The sequence below is a fragment of the Mesorhizobium sp. M0833 genome, assembly GCF_040319905.1.
GTDB lineage: Bacteria > Pseudomonadota > Alphaproteobacteria > Rhizobiales > Rhizobiaceae > Mesorhizobium.
On the sequence record NZ_JAMYOQ010000038.1, the window covers coordinates 23878 to 46192 of the forward strand.

Sequence of the window (22315 nt, forward strand, 5' to 3'; positions counted from 1 at the left end):
TGGGCAGGGCGCATCAAGTGACGCTTTGGCACATGCTCGGCCGCAAGTCATTTGCGAGTGTCGCCGCGACATAAAGCGATTCTGAGATGATTCATGTCACACAAAATGTAATGGCGAGGATTCGCTTCGATCTTACTTGCCTTTGCGCCAGATTTATTCGGCCGTTGCAACAAAATCTTCAAATAACTTCAAAGACTCTTTACAGTCGCAAATTGCTGATATGCTACATTCCCGACGAAGTCTGAAATCAGGCATGACAAAAAGCTAATGCCTTGCACACCGCAACGTAACGTAGGAGTCAAAAGCCATGGCAAAAAGAGCGCTCATCCTGCTCGAGGGTTATACATCGGGTGTTGGTCTGCTATATATCCAAGCGGCGCAGCATCTTGGTCTTCATCCAATTATCCTGTCGGCTGATCGAGCTCGTTGCGACCGTCTTGTGGCGGAAGGAATTGGCGCAATCAATATCGATACAGAAAATCTCGATGCGCTACTCCGCGAATGTTCCCGACTCCGCGCAACCTATGACATTGCTGGCATTACATCCACCAGAGAGGAGGTCTATGCGACAGTTGGCAAGCTCTGCCGGCATTTCGACCTACCGGGCCCGAACCCCACATCGATTGAACAATGTTGCGACAAATTCGCTCAGCGTCAGCTCCTCGCCGAGGCAGGGGTTCCAATACCGGCTTTTCGCTTGGCAGCGAGTACGATGGACATAGAAAGCGCTGCCGCGGAGATTGGCCTGCCGGTGGTCCTTAAGCCAGCCGTGGGCATCAGCAGCATTGGTGTCCGATTGTGCCGCAACGCCGATGAGTTAGTGGAGCATGCAACCTATTTGTTGGGCGGCAAGCACATATGGCGGTCTTCACCGAGGGTACTGGTGGAAGAATTCGCACAAGGCCCTCATTATATCGCCGAGACGATGGAAAATGAGGTCGTTGGGATTACCGCAGCTGACTTCGGCCCGCCGCCGCATTTCGTCTTTCGTGAGTTCAGCTTTCCGGCCCCGCTGACTGAGCAAGAGCATGAGCGTATCGCAGACGTTTCGCTAAGCTCTTTGACAGCTCTCGGCCTTGGCTGGGGACCAACGAACATTGAACTTCGGTGGACGAAGCGTGGCCCAGTCGTCATTGAAGTCAATCCGCGTCTTCCTGGCACGCCAGATCCTCAAATGGTTAAGTTGGCTTATGGCGTCGATCTCGTCGCCGAGCACATCAAGATTGTCATCGGCGACGAATCGAATTTGCGCAGAAGGCATTCGCATGCTGCGGCCGCGCGAATCCTGGTTGCTGATCGCGATGGCATGCTGGATTGGATCGGAGACGACAGTCAGGCGGCTGCTCTAGAAGGTGTCGCCGAGGTCAAATTGTATCTTGGACCCAAGACGCCGATCGTTAGGAACGGCGATGAGCGAGATTGGATCGGACATATCATCGCCGCTTCGCCCAGCCGCGCTCGGACCGATGCGATACTTCAGGCTGCGGTCGCCTCAATCACTTGGTCAATCACGCCATTTCCGAACACGGGAAATCTGCGGCCTTAACCTCCCCACGCAGGTGCACGGGGCTGGACGCCCCGGGCTGGCGCTCGGCACGGCGCTGACCCAGCGACAGTCCGTTGATCTCCCGCTCGATATCGAACAGGGTATCAATGCGTGCAGGGCTTCCACCGCCAAGGGGTAGACCAGGTTGGGCTTCTCGCCGCGTGCCTTCTTACGCCCCCTTCGATATCGGCGAGATCGAACACCTTGCGCCGGCTGTGGGCCCAGCAACTCGATTCTAGGATGGCTGGAGCGGAGCGAGCAGTGCAGCAGCGCGTCACTGCGGGCCGCATTCTGCCGCGGTGCAGCCAGATAAGTTGAAGCGGGATACTATTTCGAATTGCCCAAGACATTCTCAAATTGAAGATCCACTGTTACGATCGATTTTCGGGAATTCTGTTCTCTTTTTTTAGCCTCTCTGAATCCAATGAGAATTACATATGAGCTTGAACGCCAATTCGAATGGACCGTTGGATCGCGCATTTGCAATCCTTGATTTTGGGGCAACTCAACACAAAGCGGTAACCGCGGCGGAGATTGCCAAAAATCTCGACCTGCCCTTGGCAACAGCACACAGATTGATCAACAATCTCGAGTCCCGCGGATTGCTGCAGCGCGCGCCGGGCACTAAACATCTCGTTGTCGGGAACAACCTAGTCGTACTTGCTGGCAAGACGATTGGCTCAGCCTTTCGAACGGCGCGACGGCACGCTGTTCTCCAGAATGTCGCAGCAGAAATCGGCGAGCAATGCGAGATTGGCATCGCGCGAAACAATGCCGTCGTCTATGTCGACAGCGTACGAGTAAAGCCCGCCCAAGGACTACAATTTGATCCTGGGTATAGTGCGCCCCTCTATTGTACGTCCACTGGCAAAATTTACTTGAGCATCCTTCCTTTGAAGCCGCGTGAAAAGCTAATTCGGTCTCTGCAGATGGAGCAGCATACTGACAGGACGATAACTAATCCTGATGCCCTTCTCGCCGTTCTAGAAGCAACTCGCAGGGAAGGATGGGCTCGGACCAACGAAGAGTTCGTCAAAGGTGTGGTTGGATGCGCCGTTCCCATTCTCGCCCCGGGCGGAACTTTGATTGCTTGTCTCGGCGTCTCCGTTCCAGTTGCCCGCATCAGCTTTGAAGAGCTTCAAAGCTTCCGTGAGCCCTTAGGCCGAGCAGCGAAATTGCTATCTGAGAGCCTTCTCTATTCGGCGTGTTGAGGTCAAGCGCTTTCGAGCTTTCAATGTGTCCGGAGCTTTGGCGTCTTCCGCAGGGCCTCGCTTCTCTTCGGGATCGGCGTTTCGCCCTCCCAGCATGGGACCAGGAGAATGAGGTGGCCCAATCTGAATCGCGTCCTGACCGCACGATGCAATCGGCACGAGGCACTAAGCGAACTCACCTCATCCATCGTCCCGCGAAGGACGTGTTTCCACCGGTTGGCGGAACTTTGTTTCCCTCCTTTGCGGCGTTCCGAGTCAGACGGCGGCCAGTGAGGCTTCTCGCGTCCAGCGGAATTCGGTGCCATCCAGCCACATGCGATGCATGATCACCGCCAGGCGACGTGCGAGTGCGACGATTGCCTTACACAAGCCACGCCGCTTGGCGACGTCATCGCCCAGGCATTCAGCCATGACCATCTCGTCACGCGCGTCAGCAACACTTGGGCGGCTTCATAAAGCAATGTTCGCAACATGCCGGCCCCACGCGCCGACTTTCGCCCGATTCATTGAGGGCCGGCGTCAGCCCCAGAACCGGCCCCACCGCCTTGGACCTGTGGAAGCGGGCCGGAATATCGATGGTGCTGGTGAAGGCCAGCGCAGTGATGCAGCCGACGCCGGGGATAGTTGTTAAGCGGTTGCAGGTCGTATCGTCCTTGGTGATCGTCAATACTTTTCGGTGCAGGTGAGAGAATTCCTCACGCAGCTTCCGCCGAGCGGCAAGCAATGGTGCCATGATCTCTTCGAGATCGGGCATGCCTGCGACGAGATCGCGAATACGCTCCTCCAACTTCACTGTTCCCACAATACCGACGTTGAGACCGAAGTTGCTTAGAAGACCGCGAATGTCGTTCTCGAGGCGATCGCCTTCCCCTGCAGCAGCTTGCGGGCAGTCAACAGTGCCCGCCGCTTCTGGCTCGTGAGCGTCTTAACATGCACCGGGCGGTACAGGTTGACCCGCATCATCTGCGCAATGCCGAGTGCGTCATTGCGATCCGTCTTGTTTGGCTGCGCCTTCAGGACGCTTTCACATGGCGCGTCTCGATGCAGATGACCGGCAACCCGGCGCTTGCCAGCCCCTCGAAAAGCCATTGCGATTAGAGCCCGGCCTCGAGGCCGACCCGTTCAACGTTCAAGGCAGGATCCGTCAGGACGTGAAGGGATCGTCAGGGTGACTGACCACCCTCACTTCCCGGCAGATCCTGCCAGTGTCTTCGACAATGCAAACGGCGGTCTCTTTCACCGAAACATCGAGCCCGATATAGTGCTTCATGCTGCGCTTCCTTTCCTGATGCTTGTGGCTGTGGCTCACAGACCACGTTCTATCATCAGCTCGAAGCGCAGCACCTTGATGGCATCACCGCCAAAGGATGAGGCTTAAGCCGAATACATGGCGTGATCACGGAGCATGCAGCACTCAGCTAAACTGCTGACGTTTGATCTCGCCATGTGGAGAAATAGAATGGATGAAGCACTTTGTTGGTCTGGATGTTTCCATCGACCTGACATCGGCATGCGTTATAGCGCGACCATCTGGGAGAGAATCTCATCCTGATCGGCGCGCCGCAATGCGCTCTTGACGAAGCCGGCGCCATGGTGTGGCGTGGCAAGGTTGCCTCAACACCGATAGTGTTGAAGAAGTCGGCGATGAAGCCGTGGATCCACTCGCACCGAAGCGTCTTGATTAAGGTCGACGCGACCTCCTCGCCTTAAGTGGCTCGGACGTTTGTTCCGAGGGTGCAAATCTTGGCCAATTTCCTGAGGTTCTGGGCGATGGCTGCAAGGTGGAACTCATCGCGGGCACCACAGGGGCCGCGCAATCGCAATCGATCGAGCTTCAGGATGCGCTTGAGGTGCGCGAACAGCATCTCCACCTTCTTCCGCTGATAGCGTGAGGTCTGGTAGGCGTCTGTCTTTGCGATGTCGCGGGCCATGTCGCGCGCGCCCTCATAGATCGAGCGCAGCACCTTGCGCGCCGGCTCCTTCGGGCAACAGCTGGGCTTCAGGGCACAGGCGTCGCAATCCAGCTTGCTGGCGCGATAGCGCATCATGCCATTCTCGTCGACGAGAGGGTGTGGCATCCGATAGGTCTTCTGGCGCTGCCTGAGCGTCTTCCCGCCAGGACAGATGTATGTATCGGCCTTATGGTCGTAGGTGAAGTCGTCGCGCGAGAAGGTGCCATCCTTGCGCCTAGACTTGTCGAAGACCGGGATATGCGGCTCGATCCCACGCTCATGCACCAACCAGTTCAGCATTTCGGCCGAGCCGTAGCCGGTGTCGGCAATCAGCCGCTCCGGCCAGAGGCCGAGCTCGTCGTGCGCCCGCTCGATCATAGTCTTGGCGGCCGTCACCTCGGCCTGGCGCACCGCGGTCGAGGGCTCCACGTCCACGATGATGGCGTGCTCCACGTCGATCAAATAGTTCGTGCAATAGGCATAGACGGCTGGGCCACCCCAAGCGGCAGTCCAGCGCGCGGCGGGATCAACAGGGGAGACGAACTTGGGCTCCACCGGCGTGGCGGCCCCGAAGGCGGCGTCATCCAGAGTGGCGAGATACTCAGCCACGGCCCGCTTGGCTTTGGGATTGAGGTCCTCGGCCGTTTCGATCCCGCGCTGACGATGGGCGTCGGCGACGATCATGCTGGCATCGACCGCAAAGCCTTCGCCGCCGACGAGCCCTTCAGCTATGCAGCGCCGGACGACGGTCTCGAACAGTTCGCGCAGCAGGTCGGCATCGCGGAAGCGGCCGTGGCGGGTCTTGGAGAAGGTTGAGTGGTCAGGCACATCACCCTCGAGACCAAGCCGGCAGAACCACCGATAGGCCAGGTTCAGATGTACCTCCTCGCACAGCCGGCGCTCCGAGCGGATGCCGAAGCAATAGCCGACGATCAGCATGCGGATCAGCAGCTCAGGGTCGATCGAGGGACGGCCGATCGAGCTGTAGAAGGGCGCCAGATGCTGGCGGATGGCGGACAGGTCGACGAAGTGGTCGATCGCTCTGAGCAGGTGATCCGCCGGCACATGCCGCTCCAGGCTGAAGCCGTAGAACAGCTCCTCCTGCATCACACTTTGCTCGCCCATCATCGACTCAATCTCCTCTTACGACGAAGATTGAATCAGATGGGATATTCGGCTTGAGCCCCATCTTTGACGGTGATGGACGGAGGTGCTGCGCTCCGAGCTGATGATAGAACGTGGTCTGCAGCTACAGCCACAAGCATCAGGAAAGGAAACGCAGCATGAAGCATTATGCCGGATTGGATATCTCGGTAAAAGAGACCGCCGTTTGCATTGTCGATGAAACTGGCAAGATCTGCCGCGAGGTCAAGATGGTCAGCCACCCCGACGACCTCACCGCGGTTCTGAAAGATCCCGCCTTGCGCATCGAGCGGATCGGGCTCGAGGCCGGACCGTTGTCGCAATGGCTGTTCGAAGGCCTGGCCAGGGCCGGTTTGCCGGCAATCTGCATCGAGACCCGACACACCAAGGCATTCCTCAAGGCGCGGCCGAACAAGACGGATCGCAATGATGCGCGCGGCATCGCACAGATGATGCGCGTCAACCTGTTCCGCCCGGTGCATGTCAAGACGCTGACGAGCCAGAAGCGCCGCGCGCTGCTGACGGCGCGCAAGCTGCTGCAGGAAAAGGCCCTCGCCATCGAGAACGACCTGCGCGGCCTGTTGCGCAATTTTGGGCTCAAGGTTGGCGTCGTCGGGACCGTCAAGTTTGAGGATCGGATTCGCGAGCTCGTCGAAGGACGCTGTGAACTGGCCGAAATTGTCACGCCGCTGCTGGAGGCGCGCTGCAAGCTGCGAGAACAGTTTACAGTTCTACATCGCAGACTTCTGAGAATCGTGCGGGACGATGAGGTCTGTCGGCGCTTGATGACGATCTCCGGCGTCGGTCCTGTGGTGGCGCTGGCTTATACCGCGACGATCGACATTCCACAGCGATTCAGAAACTCCAAAACGGTGGGGTTCATCCTGGGACTGACGCCGGTGCTCAACCAATCAGGTGAAAGTCACCGCGTGGGTCGCGTCTCGCTGTGCGGCGACGGGATGATGCGCACCTTGCTCTACGAAGCCGCCCAAGTGATGCTAACGCGCGTCAAGAAGTGGTCATGGCTGAAGGCGTGGGCGATGAATGTCGCCAAGCGGTGCGGTCTGCGAAAAGCGATCGTCGCACTAGCCCGCCGGCTGGCGGTCATCATGCACCGCATGTGGGTGGACGGCACCGAATTCCGCTGGACGCGGGAGGCCTCGCCAGCCGCTATCTGACCGGGAAGGCCGTAAGGAGAGAGACAAGTTCCGCCACCGGCGGAAGCACGTCCTTCGCGGGACGATGGATGAGGCGAGTTCGTTGAAGCACTCGGACCGGTCGCTCACTGCAGCCGATCAGGCCGCGAATCAGATTGTGCCGCTTCATTCTCCTGATCCCATGCTGGGAGGGCTAAAGCCGATCCGGTAGAGAAGCGAGGCCCCGCGAAAGACGTCAAACGCCGGAGAAGCCGCAAGCTCGAAAGCGCTTGACCTCAACATGCCGAATAGAGAAGTGCTTCAGGACTGCTGCAACCCGGACTTTTTCAACACTATCCACCGGAAGCTGCCATTCGCAAGCATGCACCATCGGTTGTGAAGATTGGTCTGGAAACAGGACCGTTGTGCCGCTGGTCAAGGAGGAGGCGACCGCGTGATCACCAGCTAAGCATTAAGCAAGATCCGCCCTTTCGGCGGGGAATGTCCCTGCCAGGACGTGACTCGGTGATCTCGTAGATGGGGAGGCAGCCCTAACTTAAGGTACTGCGTCGATTACATTGAGGCACCCACGTCTCGAACGCTAACATGCGGCCACCCAGTGTTAACCGCGAAGAGAACCACAGAGCCGGCAGGAACATGGATACGCCGAAAAGGAGCTTGCAATCAGCTCCGCGATCAAGGAACCCCATCTATCGGTCACGGCGGCCGTGGGACTGGCTTCGCGCCCCGCTCGCGATCCAGCATCAGCGCCACGTCGTGGATGGTTTGGAACAGAAAGCGCACGCGCCAACTCGCGGAGGCAGCCGTAGACCGTCTGCCACGGCCCGAAGTGGCTCGGCAGGATCCGCCAGCCGCAACCGGAACTGACAGGTAGCGCACGGCGTTGATCACCTCGCGGAAATCGACCTCGAGCGGACCACTCCGACGCCCGGGCTTGGGCATCAGCGGAGCTGATCTGGTCTCATTCCTCGTCCGTCAAATCAGACGGGTAACGCTTCGTCTCCTTGGCGATCTGGGCCATCCGGCCACGGTTCTGTTTGGTCCACATCCACAGCTTGAACGTATGGCCCGCCTCGTCTGCAAGGGTGTTTTGAAGATTGCTCTGTTCAGTCTGCGTCAACGTATCCGGTCTCGGGATCCTGTCCCGGCCAAGATGGTGATTCGCGCAGCCTGCTCCTCATAATCACAGCGGTCTCGATGACCGTTCAAGGCTTCAGGTTTCCAAGGCCGTTCGATTGTCAGGCCATCTTCTTCTCATCACTAGCAGATTGTCGCGACCATCGGCACAGGGCCGATGACCGTCACATTCCTATGCTGCCGCGATTGCCGGATCGAAACCGCGCTCTTTCCGCACCGCCCAGACGATGCGAGCGAGCTTAGCCGCCAGCGCTACGACGACGTTTGTGCGCCCTCGCTGACAGGCTTCGTGCCCATCGGCCCAGCGCCGTCTCCTGGACCATGATGCGCGGCAGCACCGCGCGAGCGCCGTGCATCAAGTTCGCTCGCAGGTAGCGGTTGCCGCGCTTGGATATGCCGAGCAGTCTCGGCTTGCCTCCGGTGGTCGCCTGCCGCGGCGTCAGGCCCTCCAGGCGGCAAGGTCACGGCCGCGCCGAAGCTCCGTGCGTCGCCGACAGCAGCCGTCAGTGCGGTGGCGTTGATAACCTCGATGCCAGGGATCGTCGAAAAGCGACGTGCCGCCTCGTCCTCGCGCGCCATGTGCACGAACTCGGCACCCAATGCGGCTATCCGCTCATCAAGGCTGCGCCCTCGGCGCATAAGTCTTCGATCAGAACCCGCATGCGCGGCGACAGACGAGATCGTCCTTATCGGCGAAGACTGAAAGCGCATCCTCCAGCTTGCGCCTCCCCTGCGCCACAACGCTTCCGCGCTCAAGCAAAAGAGCGCGCAGATGGTTGAGCAGCGCTGTTCGCTCCGCCACCAGACGCGAGCGCCCCCGATGCAACGCCTGGATATCCGACTGTGCCTCGCTCTTGACCGGCACGAAGCGCATCGTCGGTCGCGTCGCCGCCTACGCGACGGCCTCGGCATCGGCAGCATCATTCTTCCGGCACTTCACATATGGCCAAACATATTCCGGCGACATCAGCCGGATCGTGTGATAGGAAGCTCCGAGCACTCGGCCAAGATGGTGTGCGCCGCAGCATGCTTCCATAGCCACGACGCAAGGCTCCATCTTCCCGACCAAGTCCGCAACGCCGTCACGGCGTAGGCGGCAGCGCAGAACAACAGCGCCAGTCTCATCCAGCCCGACGAGGCTGCACACGTTCTTGCCAAGATCAATCCCTAGCACAATATAGACATCGGTCCGTTCCTCTCTCCTTCCAAACAATGCAATCCTAACGGATCGCTCCAGAGAGGGGCGGGCCATCCCATAATCACAAATAGCCTCACCACAACACCCCAACCCTCGATTTTCCAAACGGCCTCTTAACTTAGGCCCTACTTGATTTGGTGGCTCCCCAAGGGAGGAAGGCCATGGTTTATTTGGTTGTAGGGGATCAATCGAGCTCACCCTTAAGGGACAATGACAGACGCGGTAAGGAGATAGACCTATGAAACTTGCTTCGGGCTATAAGGCTTTTTGCGAAGCCGCCCTCAAGAACTACCCGGACCAAATAAAGCCGGGTGGATATTTTGATTGGGCAATCGCACTAAGCAGCGCTATGAATGCTGAGTGTTCCGACCGCTTTGCAAAGCCATCGGCACGAGGATGGAACTCGTCTTTTCACGCAAAGCTTTTTCCTAACCAATACACGAAAGTTGGGGCCTTGGCGCAAACGTACAAAGGGTTAATCAATCTCAAGACCCCTTTTGATCTATATTTGTACACGAGGCTTATCTGGGAACTTCAGCCAAAGACAATTCTGGAACTCGGTTCTCTTCAGGGTGGAAGCGGACTGTGGTTCGCCGATCAGATGTCTGTGCTCTGCGACGATAAAGGTGAAGTTCATTCTTTCGATATCAATACGGAATGCATCCATGAACATGCAAAGCATCCGATGATTACATTTCATCAAATTGATCTTTCAAACACTTCCAATTTCGACGAAGGTCTACTGATGAGGTTACCTCATCCTTGGCTTGTAATCGACGACGCGCACGTACAAATATTTTCTATATTTTCTTACTTGGAAAAATTTCTTGTATCTGGTGATTACTATGTAATAGAAGATAACCCAATGCGAGCAAATAAAGAGATTATTGAAGGCTTACAGTTGATCGAGCAATTTGGATTTTTAATCGATACTTATTACACGGACGCGTTCGGTACGAATTTTACCTGTGCTCCAAATGCATGGCTTCGAAAGTCGTAAGTGTCAGTTCGAAAAAGAGTTGAGGGATTTCAGCAGGTTGTGATTCCGTCGGATCTGGGAGATTCGATGGAAATCACGATGGCCTAGCTTGTGTGGATGCCAGCCGCCTTGCAAGGAAAATTTGAACTGTTGAGCGCGTAATCGAGTGCGGACTTGTGTCAGGCCTTGGATTGCGGCCTTATCGGATGACGGGCCACCTCAGGCTCAGGAATCTGTGAATCGACGTGCAAAATTGGCCCCAATCTGGAGTGCGCCCCTCGGACCGGGCAGGATGAACAAGCAGAATTGACTTGGAAGCCGGGCTTTCGAAGGATGGAAGCCCATGGTGACTTATCGCACGCACAGCATCGAGTTCAAACGTCAGGTAGTGCAGGAGTTCCTGTCCGGCGAGACGCTGCATGGTCTCGCCAAGCGGCACGAACTGCCGCGTAACCTGCCGGCTCCTTCGACGAAGACGTGGCGGCGGCCGACACGATGCAGACCTATGAGGCGCGGATCGCAGCGCTGGAGCGGCTGGTAGGCCAGCAAGCCTTGGAAATTGAGTTTCTAAAGGGGGCTCTGAAAAGCGCACCACGTCCGAGAAGCGGGACTACATCCGTGATCACCGGCCCGGCGGTGTCTCCATCGCTGAAGGATGCCGGCTGGGGATCGCGCGATCAACCTACTACGATCAGCCCGAAACCGCCGTGGATGACACAGCGCTCGTCGAGACGATGGGTGAGATCTCCGACAGCTTCGAAGCTTACGGCTATCGCCGCATGCAGGCGGCGCTGCGGCAGCGCGGCATCGTCGTCAACCACAAGAAGGTCAGACGGTTGATGCGCGAGCACGATCTGCAGCCCAGGATCAGGCGGCGCTTCATCGCCACTACGGACAGCGATCACGAGTTGCCGATCTTCCCGAACCTGGGGAAGAACGTGACACCCGACGGCCCGAACCAGCTCTGGGTGAGCGACACAACATACGTGACGATTGGGGCGGGCTTCGTCTACGTCGCGGTCATTTTGGATGCCTGGTCACGCAAGGTCGTTGGTTACGCCATCGGTCGGTCGATCGACGCGCGCTTGACCATTGCAGCATTGAAGGCCATCGAACGACGAAAACCCCCGCCGGGCTGCGTCCATCACTCGGACCGAGGGTCGCAATATGCCGCACTCCTCTACCGCAACGTTCTCGCCGAGCACGATCTTATTGGATCGATGGGCCGGCGCGGCAATCCCTACGATAATGCGAAAGCGGAAAGCTTCATGAAGAAGCCGAGGAGATCACAGCGAACTTTAGTGGCAGTCCCGGTCTCAAGGAGCGTAAAGATGGCGTTCCCGGACAGTATGTCGGCGCATCCCATCACAGGAAGATGCAGCCACGTATTTCGCAGAGGCGGAAACTGCGCGACCGTACGTCGACGCCCTTTTTACATAGCAATTTGGTTGATCCGCCGCGCGGATTATTCGACGCGTTGAAGCGCGAGCTGCATGACCAAGGCATTGAATTGCGGCTGGCCCGTTCGGCGCAGGGTCAGGTTAATATTTGTAGCGCTCTCACTTGATCCGCCGGTGGCACATTTTCCTTTGAGCCGCACGACGATGTCGCTCAAGTCCTATGTGCCGGGAACGAATACGAGCTTTCTGCGGTGGCCAACAACACCGTCGCAGCACTCAACTTCTATCCCAGCATCGCCGAGGAAGGTGGCAATCTGCGGCTCTGGAGCCATAAGCCGACAGTCGCGGACCGAGAGTCGCAGGGTGTGGAGACCACGGGCGTATCCCTACTCGGCAGCTTATCTCGATGCTGTTCCTTGTCGCGACTTCCAGCTCAAGGCCGGGGATATCGCCCTAATTCATTCACAGCGCCAGTCAATCAGGAAAGCGGCGCGTGCTGTTGAACAGCTTTTTCAGGTTGCGCGGCCGGATCTTGTTCTCTGGTGGACCTATGCTGATTTGATAAGCGAAGCGGACCCGCCCCATTGGGCGGAAATACCCGCAATCGACGCATACTGAACGGTTTGTCGAGTCTGCGACACAGGGGCTGTTCGGCCAGCTTCCTGCGGACCTTAGCCAATAGATTGATAAATCGGAACAAAATCTTTGGTGCCAAGCTGGTACGAATTTTGAAGGTCCCTCGTCAGGTGCCGGTGGGAGCTCCGACCCGATGGCATATTCAAGTCTGCGTCTGACAGGCGCATTTGCGATGCTGGCCTGCCGACGGCGGCGTATAGAGCCACAGGGCTCATACGGCCGTCTGCTTGCGACAACGCAAGGAAGGGGAAACGATGGGACTCCCGCGGATTGGGGTCGAGTTAGGCCGATTTCTCGACGAGACTGATGGTATAGCTCAATCCAAACAGTTGTTCGACCTGTTGTCTGCTTTTGCGTTGAATTTTGATTGCCCCTGGATCGCCTACGGTCCTCTTGCACCCGACCAAAAGGTTTTGAAGCCGGCCCAACCAGATTCGGCGGTCATGTTGAATTACCCTGACGAATGGAAAGAACGCTACTTCAAAATGGGTTATGACAAAATAGACCCGATCATCAAGAAAAGTCGAAACAGGGTAGGCGCCATTCAATGGAGCGAGGTGTATAAAGATGCAAGCACGACTGAAAATGAACGGCGCGTTTTAGACGAAGCCGCGACGTTCGGCTTAAAGTCAGGCGTTACTGTTCCATTGCACGGCCCCGCCGGCAGCTTTACCATCATGAGCTTTGCTCAACCTTGGGACCGCGAATTCCAAAATAGAACAATTACATACTTGCAACTAGCCGCGCTACATTTCCATGTAAGGGTTACGAAGTTCGGCAATTCGAACGCATTTAATCAAGTTAATAACTTATCTTTTAGAGAGAAAGAGTGCATTCTGTGGACAGCGAGAGGTAAATCGTCATGGGAAATGGGCAAGATTTTAGGAATATCAGTGAACACGGTAAATTTCCATTTAAAAAACGCGATGCGGAAGCTGGATACCGCCAGCAGAACTGTCGCTGCCATTAAAGCAACAAACCTTGGAATTATCGAAGCATGAAAAGTGTGTGATATTAGTGCCTTTTCTGATTGGAGTCGCTGTGGTCGAGGTGCTCCTGCACTATTCTCCGTCCGTTCCGTGGTCACTCGCTTCTCTTTGCGGTCGGCGCTCTGGCCGCCGCATGATGGGGTCAGGAGAGCGAGGCGTCTCAATCGATTTCCACGACCTTGCCGAGTTTGGCCGGCAGGTTCGGGACTCTTAACGAGATCGCCTCGCCCATCGTTCCGCGGAAGATCCGGGCATCGCCCGGTCGGGCGAAAGCTCTGCTTTTTGCTCCTTCGGTGCTCGTCGCGGCTTAGGCCGCCAGCGCGGCAGGCCAATTTCCGAAGCGGAACTCGGTCGCGTCAGTCCATGTGCGGTGCAGGACGACGGCGAACTTGCGGGCTACCGCCACGCGGGCCCGCGCCATGCCGCAGCGTTGGCGATATTCATGCCCCCAGCCGCGCAAGCTCGACCATTTCTGCGAATGCGCTGCCTCGTGGAGGGCGGTGCGGGCGAGTTCGTCGCGGCAGCGGCTAACCTTGCCCTGGATCTCGGTCTCGCCGGACTGGTAGCGCGCCGGCGTCAGCCCCAGATGCGCCCCCACCGCCCGCGAGGAGCCGAACCGCTCCGGCCGGTCGATGGTGGCGCGGAAGGCGAGCGCCGTGATCGGCCCGACGCCCGGTGCGCTCATCAGCCGCCGACGGACTTCCTCCTTGCGCCGGATGTCGAGAACCTTTTTGGTCAGGCGGGCGAACTCCTTCAGCATGACGCTGAGGATCGCAAGCAGCGGCTCGACCATCGTCACCACTCGGCGTGGGCGCGGGCCAGCTCGCGCACGCGATCGGCAAAGGCAGTGCGCGACGGCGTGCCGAGCTTGACGCCGGCCCCCCGCAGGATCGCCCGGACCACATTCTCGATCTGGAGGCGCGTCGCCAGCCCTATGTGCTGGCGGTGCGCTCCAACCATCATCTGCGATTCATCGCACAAAAGGGCCTTATCGAGACCGACCCGAAGACCATCGCCGATTATGCGGCCTGTTTTTCCAGTGTTGATTTCATTGCGAACTCGGCCGGTGTCATGTTTCCGAGGGCCGCGTGTGTGGTCGATGGTGGTTGTACAACACGACGAGAGAACGCCCACGGGACCGAGGAACGCAAGTTTCTTTATCCATGGCATCACTGGGCCGGGCGTTGTGTTCACGTTCATGAGGTGATCGAGAAGGCTGACCGGGAGGTTTTCCGCTGCAGTCTCTCTGGCCACGCCTCCGATCGGTGGCTGGAGGTTCCGGCCTGGATGTTTGATCGCGCGGTCTGCACCGCGTGGCGCATTGCCGCTGCCCCACATGTCGATCCCAGAACGCTTGGCGTCTTGGTGACACTGCTGCAGGACGCGACGGCCAATTCCCACACCCCATCGCAATTGGAGGTTTCGGGCGCAGCATCGGATCCTCACGACGCGAATCGGGGAGAGGTCCATGCCGCGCCAGCCCACGACATATCAGTTCGATCTGTTCTCCAACCCGCACGATGCGGAGACCGCGCAGATGCCACCATGGCAGGCGCTGCCGGAAGAGACGCGCCTGACGCTGACAAAGCTGATGGTGCGCCTGATCCTCGACCACGTCGACGGCGAGCGCGCCGTTCCACGGGAGGAGGCACGCCATGATGCATGAGAAGATCCGGCCCCACCATCTGGAGCGAAAGGCGATCCTTTATGTGCGGCAGTCCTCGGCCCATCAGGTTCTGCACAATCGTGAGAGCAGCGCCCTGCAGTATGCGATGCGCGATCGCCTGGTCGCGCTCGGCTGGTCTTGCATCGAGACGGTCGATGACGATCTCGGCCGCTCTGCTGCTGGCGGTGTCGCGCGAGCGGGCTTCGATCGGATGGTCGCAGCAGTCTGTCTCGGCAAGGTTGGGGCGGTTGCGGCGCGGGAGGTATCGCGCTTCGCCCGCAACAGCCGCGACTGGCAGCAGCTCATCGAGATGTGCCGCGTCGTCGATACCGTGCTGATCGACCAGGAGACGGTCTACGCACCGCGCCAGGGCAATGACCGGCTGCTGCTGGGATTGAAGGGCAGTCTCAACGAGTATGAGCTCGATCTTCTGCGTCAGCGCTCCTTGTCGGCCCGCTATGAGAAGGCCCGGCGCGGTGAACTCGTCGTCGCTTCCCCGGTCGGCTTCGTGAAGGTCGGCGACCGGCTGGAGAAGGATCCCGACCGTCGCATGCAGGAGGCCATCACCCTTGTGTTTGACAAGGTGGCGGAACTCGGCAGTGCCCGCCAGGCCCTGCTCTGGTTCCTCGAACATGGGCTGGATTTGCCTGCCAAGCGCAACAATGGCGATGTGGTCTGGCGCAGGCCAAGCTATGCGACCATCCACCGAATGATCGAGAACCCGATCTACGGCGGCGCCTACGCCTATGGTAAGACTCGTGCTGCGTCGGGATATGATGCAACAGCCATTCGTTCGCGCAGCCGCCGTAAGGCGCGTGATGAATGGCTGGCGCTGATCCCGGGTGCACACGAAGGCTACGTCAGCTGGGAAAGGGCGGAAGCGATCCGCAAGATGGTGAGCGACAACGTGCCCACGAGCCGGCATCACGGGGCGCCCAAGCATGGCGACGCTCTGCTCGCCGGCCTTGTCCGCTGCCGGCGCTGCGGCCGCAAGCTGACGGTCCGCTACACGGGAACCAAGCACAACATTCCGCGCTATTCCTGCTGGCGTGGTCTGCTTGACAATGGCGAGCCGCGTTGCATCGCCTTCGGTGGACTACGCGTCGACGACGCCATCGAGGAAGCTCTTCTGCGGGTTGTCGAGCCGGCAGCGATAGCCGCGGCCGTCGAGGCCGAAGCGCAAGCGGCCAGTCGCCGCGATCAGGTCCGCGATGCTCTGATGCGCGATCGCGAGGCGGCACGCTACAACGCCGATCGGGCGTTCCGGCAATACGACGCCATCGATCCGCAGAACCGGCTGGTCGCGGCGGAACTGGAGTTGCGATGGAACCGGGCGCTTACGCGTGTCGGCGAGATCGAGAGCAGGATTGCCGCGCATGATGCCTCGACATCGGAGCCATCACTTCTGTCGCCAATACACGTCACCGCGCTCGCCGCCGATCTCAAGGCTGTATGGGCGGCGCCGACGACGGATGCAAGGCTCAAGAAGCGCATCGTTCGCACCGTCATCCGGGAGGTGGTCGCCGATATCGATGACGAAGCGTCAGAGATCGTTCTTCTGATCCATTGGGTTGGCGGCGTCCATACTGAACTGCGCCTGCCGAAGCGGCGCCGTGGACAGCGCAACAGCACGTCCGGCGATATCATCGCGGCCGTCCGCCAACTGGTGCTCATCGCCAATGATGATCTGATTGCTGGCATCCTCAACCGCAATGGACTGGTGACCGGCCACGGCAATCGATGGACACGCGAACGGGTCACCGCGCACAGGTCGCATCATAAGATCCCTGTCTTCCGGCCAGCGGCGGACGGCAAAGAGCCATGGCTTAACCTGAACAAGGCGGCGCGCCTTCTCGGCGTTGCACCGAAGACCCTCAGGCTCGCCGCCGAGGCGGGCGAGATCGAAGGCGTTCATCCTCTGCCGGATGGTCCATGGGTCTTCAGCCGATCAACGCTTGGCGAACCTGCGGCACAGCGCATCGTTCATCGCGCGCGGCAAAACCCAAAATACCCCACGGGATCGCATCCAGATCAGCAAAACCTATTCACTTCAACGACATAGACAGATGGGTGTTATGAAACAGGATTGTAATCCTCCTTCCATGAGGTGATCGCGCTGCGGGCCGCGGGCAACGTCGAGAATAGTGTGTCATCTAGGCATTCGTCCCTGAAGCGCCCGTTGAAGCTTTCTACGAAGGCATTTTGCATAGGCTTTCCGGGCGCGATGTAGTGCCATTCCACGCGGGTCTGCTGGCACGAGCGCAGGACTGCCATCGAGGTCAGCTCCGTGCCGTAGCACCTACGGAAGATTGAGCGGAGGCAGCTGACACAGCGGTGCGCCCAGCTTTTCACTGCAAGCGCGCACCGCTGAAGGCGGCCATGGCCAGTGTTCTCTAGAACGTGAGCGTTCACAACCCATTCGGAGAGACCGACGATGACCAGCGCAAATATTATACCCGCCGGTGCGGTGTTGGTAGCCGTCGACATTGCCAACATTCGCAATGAAGTTCTGATCGAAGACTCAAGCCATAAACGTCGCCGCCGGCTGCAGGTCCTCAACAATCGTTCGGATCATGATCGGCTGATGGAAGTTCTGCAGACGTATTGCCGACCGGTGGTCTGCGGCGTTGAGGCGACGGGCAATTATCACCGACCCACCGCATGTCGCCTTGGTTTTGAGGTTCGGCTGGTATCATCGCTAGCGCTCGCGCAGACGCGAGAAGCATTGCACAATAGCTGGGACAAGAACGATCCTAAGGATGCGCAGCTGATCCTGCACATGCTGAGAATCCAAGCGACCCAGCTCTATCATGATCCGCTCCGCGCCGGTATCAACGATGTGCAGGAACTGTCGAGACGCATGAGGCGATAGCTAGGGCCAAGACCGAGATCCAGCATCGCATCCTGACGCATTACCTGCCGCTGTATTTTCCCGAGATCGATCGCTTATGGGGGAAACAGCCGCAGCGATTGGTTCTTCGCTCTCCTCGACGCTTTTCCGACGCCGGCAAGCGCTACGGTGCTGACGAAGGAGGAGTTTGTGACAGCAGCTTGGGATGTCGTCAGCCGCAAAGTCAGCAAGACGCAGATTCTGATGGATATTTACGAGACGGCACGCACATCGATCGGGGACTACCGCTACCGCTTGATGCCCTGCCATTCGCATGTTCCCGATGGTCATTGCCGAAGCACGCAGTCTGATCGGGCAACGCAATGAGATCGAAACGCAGGCCGACGAACTGCTGCGGCACAGTCAGGATTACCAGCTCCTGCGACAGATACCCGGCATGGGGCCGATCAACGCGTTGACGATCATTGCCGAGGCCGGAGATCTCCGCCGCTTTCACCATCACCGTCAGTTTCTCAAATTCTGCGGACTGGATCTGTCGACACAGCAGTCCGGCCAATATCGAGGCCAGCCCCGTCTTTTCAAGTTCGGCAATGCTCGTTTGCGCCTCACCCTGTGGGTCGCCGGGCAAGTCGCCATCCGACAGCGTGAGAACGGATTCCGGCACAAGTTCGAACGCTACATCGCGAGAGATCGCGATAATCCAGATCTGCGCCGCAAGGCGATGACCGCAATTACCGCCAAGATGGCGCGCGTCGTACACGCCGTCATTAAGAGCGGTTCCGTCTACCGGCCCTTTGTTGAAGGGCGGGTGCCAGGTGGAAGAACCTCTGTCAGCTAGGGCCGTAAGGGCATCGCTTTCGATGACCCTGTAGATAATGCTTGGGTCTTCTACCTGGATCAGAAGCTCGTGTTGAGGACGGTGAGGGCCGCCATCGTGCGTACCCTGTGTTTGCTATGGACGAGACCTTTTCCTTTGCCGGTGGAAGCCGCCTGGTTCGACTATGCAACTTGACGAGCGTCATGCGGCGAGAGCATGCTGGCGAACAGAGAGACTTTGACCGTCTGCCCCATTTCCTTCCACTCTTAGGACGTTGTCGGAGACGATCGTGTCCGGCCCGGCGCGCCAGCCGGATGATGGCATCCAGCTCGCGCACGACGTGCAGGCCCGACAGCGAGGTGTCGGCGATCAGGGCCAGGCACTCCCGGGTTAAGTCGTCGACCACGGCGAGCACCCGAATGTCGGTGAAGGTGTCGGAGACGAAGTCGAGGCTCCACCTTGCGTCGGCGCGATCGGGCACGAGCATCGGCCTGCGTGTGCCCAGCGCCCGCTTGCAGCGGCGCGCCGGCGCACCTGCAACTTCTCCTCCCGGTATAGGCGCCGCAGCTTCTTCTGGTTCATCACGATGCCCTGCCGCTCCACCATGATGTGGATCCTGCGATACCCGAACCGCCGTCGCTCCGCTGCCACAGCCTTTATCGCCTCACTCAACGGAGCGTCGTCCGGACGGATGCTGTGGTGTAGCGCACCCTCGAACGGTCGATGCTCAGAGCCTGGCACGCCCGACGCTGGTCCATGCGCCTCGCAGGCATGAGCCACCGCCTTCCGCTTCGCATCGGGCGTCACCATTAATGGGATGGTCCGCCCCGTCCTCCTCGCTCATCATGCGGAGGTCAGATCAATGGAGGAAAGTAGCATGGCGCATCGTAATTTGCCGTGACCCGCGGCTGTCTATGGAATCGATATTGGCAAGAACATTTTCCACGTCATTGGCCTGAGCTGCGACGGCACGCCTGTTAAGAAAGCCCGCTTTCGGCGAGAGACCCTTCTGCAGTTCTTTACACGCGCAGATCCGAGCATAGTCGGCGTGGAATCCTGCGCAGGTTCACAGTGGCTCGCCCGGAAATACAGGCACTTGGTCACACAGTGCGCTTGATCCCCGCGCAATTCGTGAAGCCGTACGTGAGGTCGAACAAGAACGATATCATCGACGCTGAGGCGATCGCGGAGGTACGACACGGCCGACAATGCGCTTCATCACCGTGAAGGAAAACTGATCAGGTTGATCTTCAAGCGCTGCACAGGATTCCTGACCAGATGATCGGCTCGAGGACGCGCTTGATCAACCAGATGCGGGCTTTCTGCCTCGAATACGGCGTCCCTTTGCGTCAAGGCTGCCGCACGCCTTGAATGACGAGGAGAACGATTTGTCGCCGGCAATGCGCCGGCTGCTCGGCGATTTAAACGCCGATCTCTCTCGCCTTGAAGAGCGTATCCGCCAGGTGACGAAGGAGATCGAACCGATAGCCGATCGAGAGGACGTCGCACGCCGACCGATGACAATCGCTGGTATCGGCGGATTAGGTGCGACTGCATTGCTCGCCGCTATCGGCAACGGGCAGCAGTTCCGCACAGCCCGCGATCTAGCGGCATGGCTGGGCTTGGTGCCAATACTCGACTGGAGGAAAACAGACGTTGCTGGCCATCAGCAAACGCGGCAACCGCTATGTGAGAAAGCCCCTGGTGCAAGCGCGATCCTGCTTTCGCCATCTGGACCGAACGCGCGATCGCTTGGGAAGCTGGCTCAACGGTTTTCAGTCTCGCATGCATCCGAACAAAGCCATCGTCGCACTTGCCGCCAAGATGGCACGCATTGTCTGGGTGGTTTTAAACAAGCCGGGTGCACTCTACGAACGCAGAGATCCTGCGTTCGCCTGACGCTTGCGGCTCGATTGCAAGGCTCGGGATCGTGACGACGAAACAGTGGATCAGCATGCCGTAAGGCCTGTGCAAAAAAGCGGGCTTCGTGCCCGAACCATTTATTGGGAACGGCATGACATGGCCTGGCTGCAACAGCAGTCCACTCGCGAGAGGCCGGATACATTTATGCAACTGAAATCGTCATTCGTGATGTCGCGACGCCTTGCACGGACGGGGCGGACCATACACTTTTTTGCTGCGACATCCTTCAGGATCGCGTTGTCGAGCATCTGCTCGGCCAGCAGCTTCTTCAGCCGGGCGTTCTCGTCCTCCAAAGCCTTCAGGCGACGGGCGTCGGATACGTCCATTCCGCCGAACTTGGCCTTGAACTTGTAGAAGGTCGCAGCCGAAATACCGTGCTTGCGGCATACGTCCGCCGGCCTCCTGCTTCTTCAGCATCCCGATTATCTGTTCTTCCGTGAACCGTGAGGGTCGCATCGTCCGTCTCCATGATCGACGGACTCTACCCAAATCCGGACGAAGTTCAGGGTCTCAGGTCAGAGGCAACACGACATCCATGAGGCCTAGGCGAACATTCGGGCCATTGGCGCTGTCTCTACCCGGCCATCGATAAGCGACACACGCCCTGTCGGTTTGTCACACCTGCAACATAGTGGCGTGGGCCGAATTTCGCACCGCACTCTGGCTTAAACATCTGGTCTTAATATCAAAAAAGCTTTGTCCAAGGCTCTTTCTGCGAAGTTGGCACAATTTTTGAAGCGTTGATGGCGTGTCAACAAGCTCTGCAAATATAGGCGGATCCGCGTCGTTATAGCTTCAGCGATACCGGGCGCGCCGACGACGGCGGCGGAGCAGCAGGTAGTGAACATGTGGCCATTGAGAACAAGCTGCCTCAGGTGATCGGTGGCCTGAACCTTTAAAAATAGGAATTTTGGATGATCGACGTCTTCCCGCGACATAATTCCCCATCCGGGCCACTCGGGCAACGAAAACCACTCGGAGTGGTCGGCGGAATGGGAAGCTTGGCAACTGCAAAATTCTTGGAGGTTCTGGCTCGAAAAAGCCGAGTTGAAAGAGACCAAGATCACATCCCATTTGTTGCTCTGTCGCTTCCTAGCATCTCGGATCGTTCGCAAGCAATTTCAATCGGAAGTGACGCGCCCTTGCGGCAAATTTTGGAACGCGCGTATTGGTTAGAGAAAGCTGGATGCGGAGCAATCGCCATCCCCTGCAATACTGCTCATCTCTGGGTGTCAGAAATCGAACAAGCGCTCTCAGTAAAATTGATCAACATGGTTGAGATAACAAGACAAGTGATACACGACTTACGTGGCAGCGAAAAACACAATATTCGTTCAATTGCGCTGGGGACAAGCGCATCTATGCACCAGCCCCTTTACGTTCGACCAAGCGAAAACGGGTTCGGCAACGACTTTTGCCACGCCCTCAAAGACATTCAAAGAGAGACCGTAAAAATTATTTCCGACGTCAAGTCAGGTAAAATCAAAGATGCACGAACCCACCTAGCGCAAGTTGTCAAATCCGTAAGATCTTTTGACCCCGATATAATTATTCTGGCCTGCAGCGAATTGTCCGCGATATCCGGGGACTTGGTAGACGATAATGACATTATTGACCCTATTAACATTCTTGCTGATGCTTGTGTCGAGTGGTGGACGACAGAAGGCCAATCACTCTCCAAATATCGGCCGACCTCATAAGGTATAAAAC

General features: G+C 58.2%; 12 protein-coding genes and 10 pseudogenes. 12 read left to right on the top strand and 10 right to left on the bottom strand.

Translation table 11 applies throughout. The features are described 5' to 3' along the window. The first annotated feature begins 307 nt into the window (after positions 1 to 307). A complete protein-coding gene (locus tag NKH98_RS28565) occupies positions 308 to 1546 on the top strand; it encodes an ATP-grasp domain-containing protein (protein WP_352903540.1) in 1239 nt (412 codons plus the stop codon). Between the two features lie 37 nt (positions 1547 to 1583). Here NKH98_RS28565 and NKH98_RS28570 read toward each other — a convergent pair. Continuing rightward, a pseudogene (locus tag NKH98_RS28570) lies at positions 1584 to 1803 on the bottom strand (IS66 family transposase); the annotation flags it as partial. Positions 1804 to 1983: 180 nt separating this feature from the next. On the opposite strand from NKH98_RS28570, the gene NKH98_RS28575 reads away from it, so the two are divergent. Then, the gene (locus tag NKH98_RS28575; RefSeq protein ID WP_352903541.1) at positions 1984 to 2757 is read left to right on the top strand and encodes an IclR family transcriptional regulator; all 774 of its coding nucleotides are present in this window, start codon (positions 1984 to 1986) and stop codon (positions 2755 to 2757) included. A gap of 255 nt (positions 2758 to 3012) precedes the next feature. On the opposite strand, the pseudogene NKH98_RS28580 reads toward NKH98_RS28575, so the two are convergent. Together NKH98_RS28580 and NKH98_RS28585 are read right to left on the bottom strand one after the other, a co-directional pair. Then, a pseudogene (locus tag NKH98_RS28580) lies at positions 3013 to 4027 on the bottom strand (IS110 family RNA-guided transposase). Between the two features lie 436 nt (positions 4028 to 4463). Then, positions 4464 to 5837, bottom strand: a complete 1374-nt coding sequence (locus NKH98_RS28585; protein WP_352903542.1) for a transposase — start codon at positions 5835 to 5837, stop codon at positions 4464 to 4466. A gap of 155 nt (positions 5838 to 5992) precedes the next feature. On the opposite strand from NKH98_RS28585, the gene NKH98_RS28590 reads away from it, so the two are divergent. Further along, positions 5993 to 7030 (top strand): IS110 family RNA-guided transposase, encoded by a 1038-nt coding sequence (locus NKH98_RS28590; protein WP_352903544.1) that lies wholly within the window; start codon positions 5993 to 5995, stop codon positions 7028 to 7030. Positions 7031 to 7700: 670 nt separating this feature from the next. Here NKH98_RS28590 and NKH98_RS28595 read toward each other — a convergent pair. Both NKH98_RS28595 and NKH98_RS28600 read right to left on the bottom strand, forming a co-directional pair. Further along, positions 7701 to 8057, bottom strand: a pseudogene (locus tag NKH98_RS28595) (transposase); the annotation flags it as partial. 261 nt (positions 8058 to 8318) lie between these two features. After that, positions 8319 to 9323 (bottom strand): annotated as a pseudogene (locus tag NKH98_RS28600) (IS110 family RNA-guided transposase). A gap of 259 nt (positions 9324 to 9582) precedes the next feature. On the opposite strand from NKH98_RS28600, the gene NKH98_RS28605 reads away from it, so the two are divergent. The 3 genes from NKH98_RS28605 to NKH98_RS28615 all read left to right on the top strand — a co-directional run bounded on the left by NKH98_RS28605 (position 9583) and on the right by NKH98_RS28615 (position 11804). Continuing rightward, positions 9583 to 10344 carry a CmcI family methyltransferase gene (locus tag NKH98_RS28605; RefSeq protein ID WP_352903546.1) on the top strand — a complete coding sequence of 254 codons (762 nt, stop codon included), beginning with the start codon at positions 9583 to 9585 and terminating at the stop codon, positions 10342 to 10344. A 322-nt stretch (positions 10345 to 10666) separates the two neighbouring features. Then, the gene (locus tag NKH98_RS28610; protein WP_352903548.1) at positions 10667 to 10864 is read left to right on the top strand and encodes a hypothetical protein; all 198 of its coding nucleotides are present in this window, start codon (positions 10667 to 10669) and stop codon (positions 10862 to 10864) included. A 103-nt stretch (positions 10865 to 10967) separates the two neighbouring features. After that, complete coding sequence (locus NKH98_RS28615; RefSeq protein ID WP_352903572.1) at positions 10968 to 11804, top strand: IS3 family transposase; 837 nt, start codon at positions 10968 to 10970, stop codon at positions 11802 to 11804. Here the strand turns inward: NKH98_RS28615 and NKH98_RS28620 are convergent. Then, positions 11789 to 11938 carry a hypothetical protein gene (locus tag NKH98_RS28620; RefSeq protein WP_352903550.1) on the bottom strand — a complete coding sequence of 50 codons (150 nt, stop codon included), beginning with the start codon at positions 11936 to 11938 and terminating at the stop codon, positions 11789 to 11791. The genes NKH98_RS28615 and NKH98_RS28620 overlap by 16 nt on opposite strands. A gap of 675 nt (positions 11939 to 12613) precedes the next feature. On the opposite strand from NKH98_RS28620, the gene NKH98_RS28625 reads away from it, so the two are divergent. Further along, positions 12614 to 13360: a LuxR family transcriptional regulator gene (locus tag NKH98_RS28625; protein ID WP_352903552.1), complete on the top strand. Its 747-nt coding sequence runs from the start codon at positions 12614 to 12616 to the stop codon at positions 13358 to 13360. Positions 13361 to 13655: 295 nt separating this feature from the next. Here the strand turns inward: NKH98_RS28625 and NKH98_RS28630 are convergent. Next, a pseudogene (locus NKH98_RS28630) lies at positions 13656 to 14260 on the bottom strand (transposase); the annotation flags it as partial. 556 nt (positions 14261 to 14816) lie between these two features. Between NKH98_RS28630 and NKH98_RS28635 the strand changes: the two are divergent. Continuing rightward, positions 14817 to 15014 (top strand): hypothetical protein, encoded by a 198-nt coding sequence (locus NKH98_RS28635; protein WP_023722661.1) that lies wholly within the window; start codon positions 14817 to 14819, stop codon positions 15012 to 15014. Continuing rightward, positions 15004 to 17076 (top strand): recombinase family protein, encoded by a 2073-nt coding sequence (locus NKH98_RS28640; RefSeq protein WP_352778912.1) that lies wholly within the window; start codon positions 15004 to 15006, stop codon positions 17074 to 17076. The genes NKH98_RS28635 and NKH98_RS28640 overlap by 11 nt, the downstream gene beginning before the upstream one ends. A gap of 23 nt (positions 17077 to 17099) precedes the next feature. Here NKH98_RS28640 and NKH98_RS28645 read toward each other — a convergent pair. After that, positions 17100 to 17306, bottom strand: a pseudogene (locus NKH98_RS28645) (integrase core domain-containing protein); the annotation flags it as partial. Between the two features lie 142 nt (positions 17307 to 17448). Between NKH98_RS28645 and NKH98_RS28650 the strand changes: the two are divergent. Continuing rightward, positions 17449 to 18737 (top strand): annotated as a pseudogene (locus NKH98_RS28650) (IS110 family RNA-guided transposase). Positions 18738 to 18955: 218 nt separating this feature from the next. On the opposite strand, the pseudogene NKH98_RS28655 reads toward NKH98_RS28650, so the two are convergent. Continuing rightward, positions 18956 to 19492, bottom strand: a pseudogene (locus NKH98_RS28655) (IS3 family transposase); the annotation flags it as partial. Between the two features lie 109 nt (positions 19493 to 19601). Between NKH98_RS28655 and NKH98_RS33045 the strand changes: the two are divergent. Next, positions 19602 to 20581, top strand: a pseudogene (locus NKH98_RS33045) (IS110 family RNA-guided transposase). A gap of 203 nt (positions 20582 to 20784) precedes the next feature. On the opposite strand, the pseudogene NKH98_RS28670 reads toward NKH98_RS33045, so the two are convergent. Next, positions 20785 to 21061, bottom strand: a pseudogene (locus tag NKH98_RS28670) (transposase); the annotation flags it as partial. 458 nt (positions 21062 to 21519) lie between these two features. Between NKH98_RS28670 and NKH98_RS28675 the strand changes: the two are divergent. Further along, complete coding sequence (locus tag NKH98_RS28675) at positions 21520 to 22305, top strand: aspartate/glutamate racemase family protein (RefSeq protein ID WP_352903554.1); 786 nt, start codon at positions 21520 to 21522, stop codon at positions 22303 to 22305. The last annotated feature ends 10 nt before the right edge of the window (positions 22306 to 22315 follow it).

What these genes read in the sequence shown, in the direction of transcription:
- NKH98_RS28565 (WP_352903540.1), top strand. Translation starts at nt 308, where the DNA reads ATGGCAAAAAGAGCGCTCATCCTGCTCGAGGGTTATACATCGGGTGTT.
- NKH98_RS28575 (WP_352903541.1), top strand. Translation starts at nt 1,984, where the DNA reads ATGAGCTTGAACGCCAATTCGAATGGACCGTTGGATCGCGCATTTGCA.
- NKH98_RS28585 (WP_352903542.1), bottom strand. Translation starts at nt 5,837, where the DNA reads ATGATGGGCGAGCAAAGTGTGATGCAGGAGGAGCTGTTCTACGGCTTC.
- NKH98_RS28590 (WP_352903544.1), top strand. Translation starts at nt 5,993, where the DNA reads ATGAAGCATTATGCCGGATTGGATATCTCGGTAAAAGAGACCGCCGTT.
- NKH98_RS28605 (WP_352903546.1), top strand. Translation starts at nt 9,583, where the DNA reads ATGAAACTTGCTTCGGGCTATAAGGCTTTTTGCGAAGCCGCCCTCAAG.
- NKH98_RS28610 (WP_352903548.1), top strand. Translation starts at nt 10,667, where the DNA reads ATGGTGACTTATCGCACGCACAGCATCGAGTTCAAACGTCAGGTAGTG.
- NKH98_RS28625 (WP_352903552.1), top strand. Translation starts at nt 12,614, where the DNA reads ATGGGACTCCCGCGGATTGGGGTCGAGTTAGGCCGATTTCTCGACGAG.
- NKH98_RS28635 (WP_023722661.1), top strand. Translation starts at nt 14,817, where the DNA reads ATGCCGCGCCAGCCCACGACATATCAGTTCGATCTGTTCTCCAACCCG.
- NKH98_RS28640 (WP_352778912.1), top strand. Translation starts at nt 15,004, where the DNA reads ATGATGCATGAGAAGATCCGGCCCCACCATCTGGAGCGAAAGGCGATC.
- NKH98_RS28675 (WP_352903554.1), top strand. Translation starts at nt 21,520, where the DNA reads ATGATCGACGTCTTCCCGCGACATAATTCCCCATCCGGGCCACTCGGG.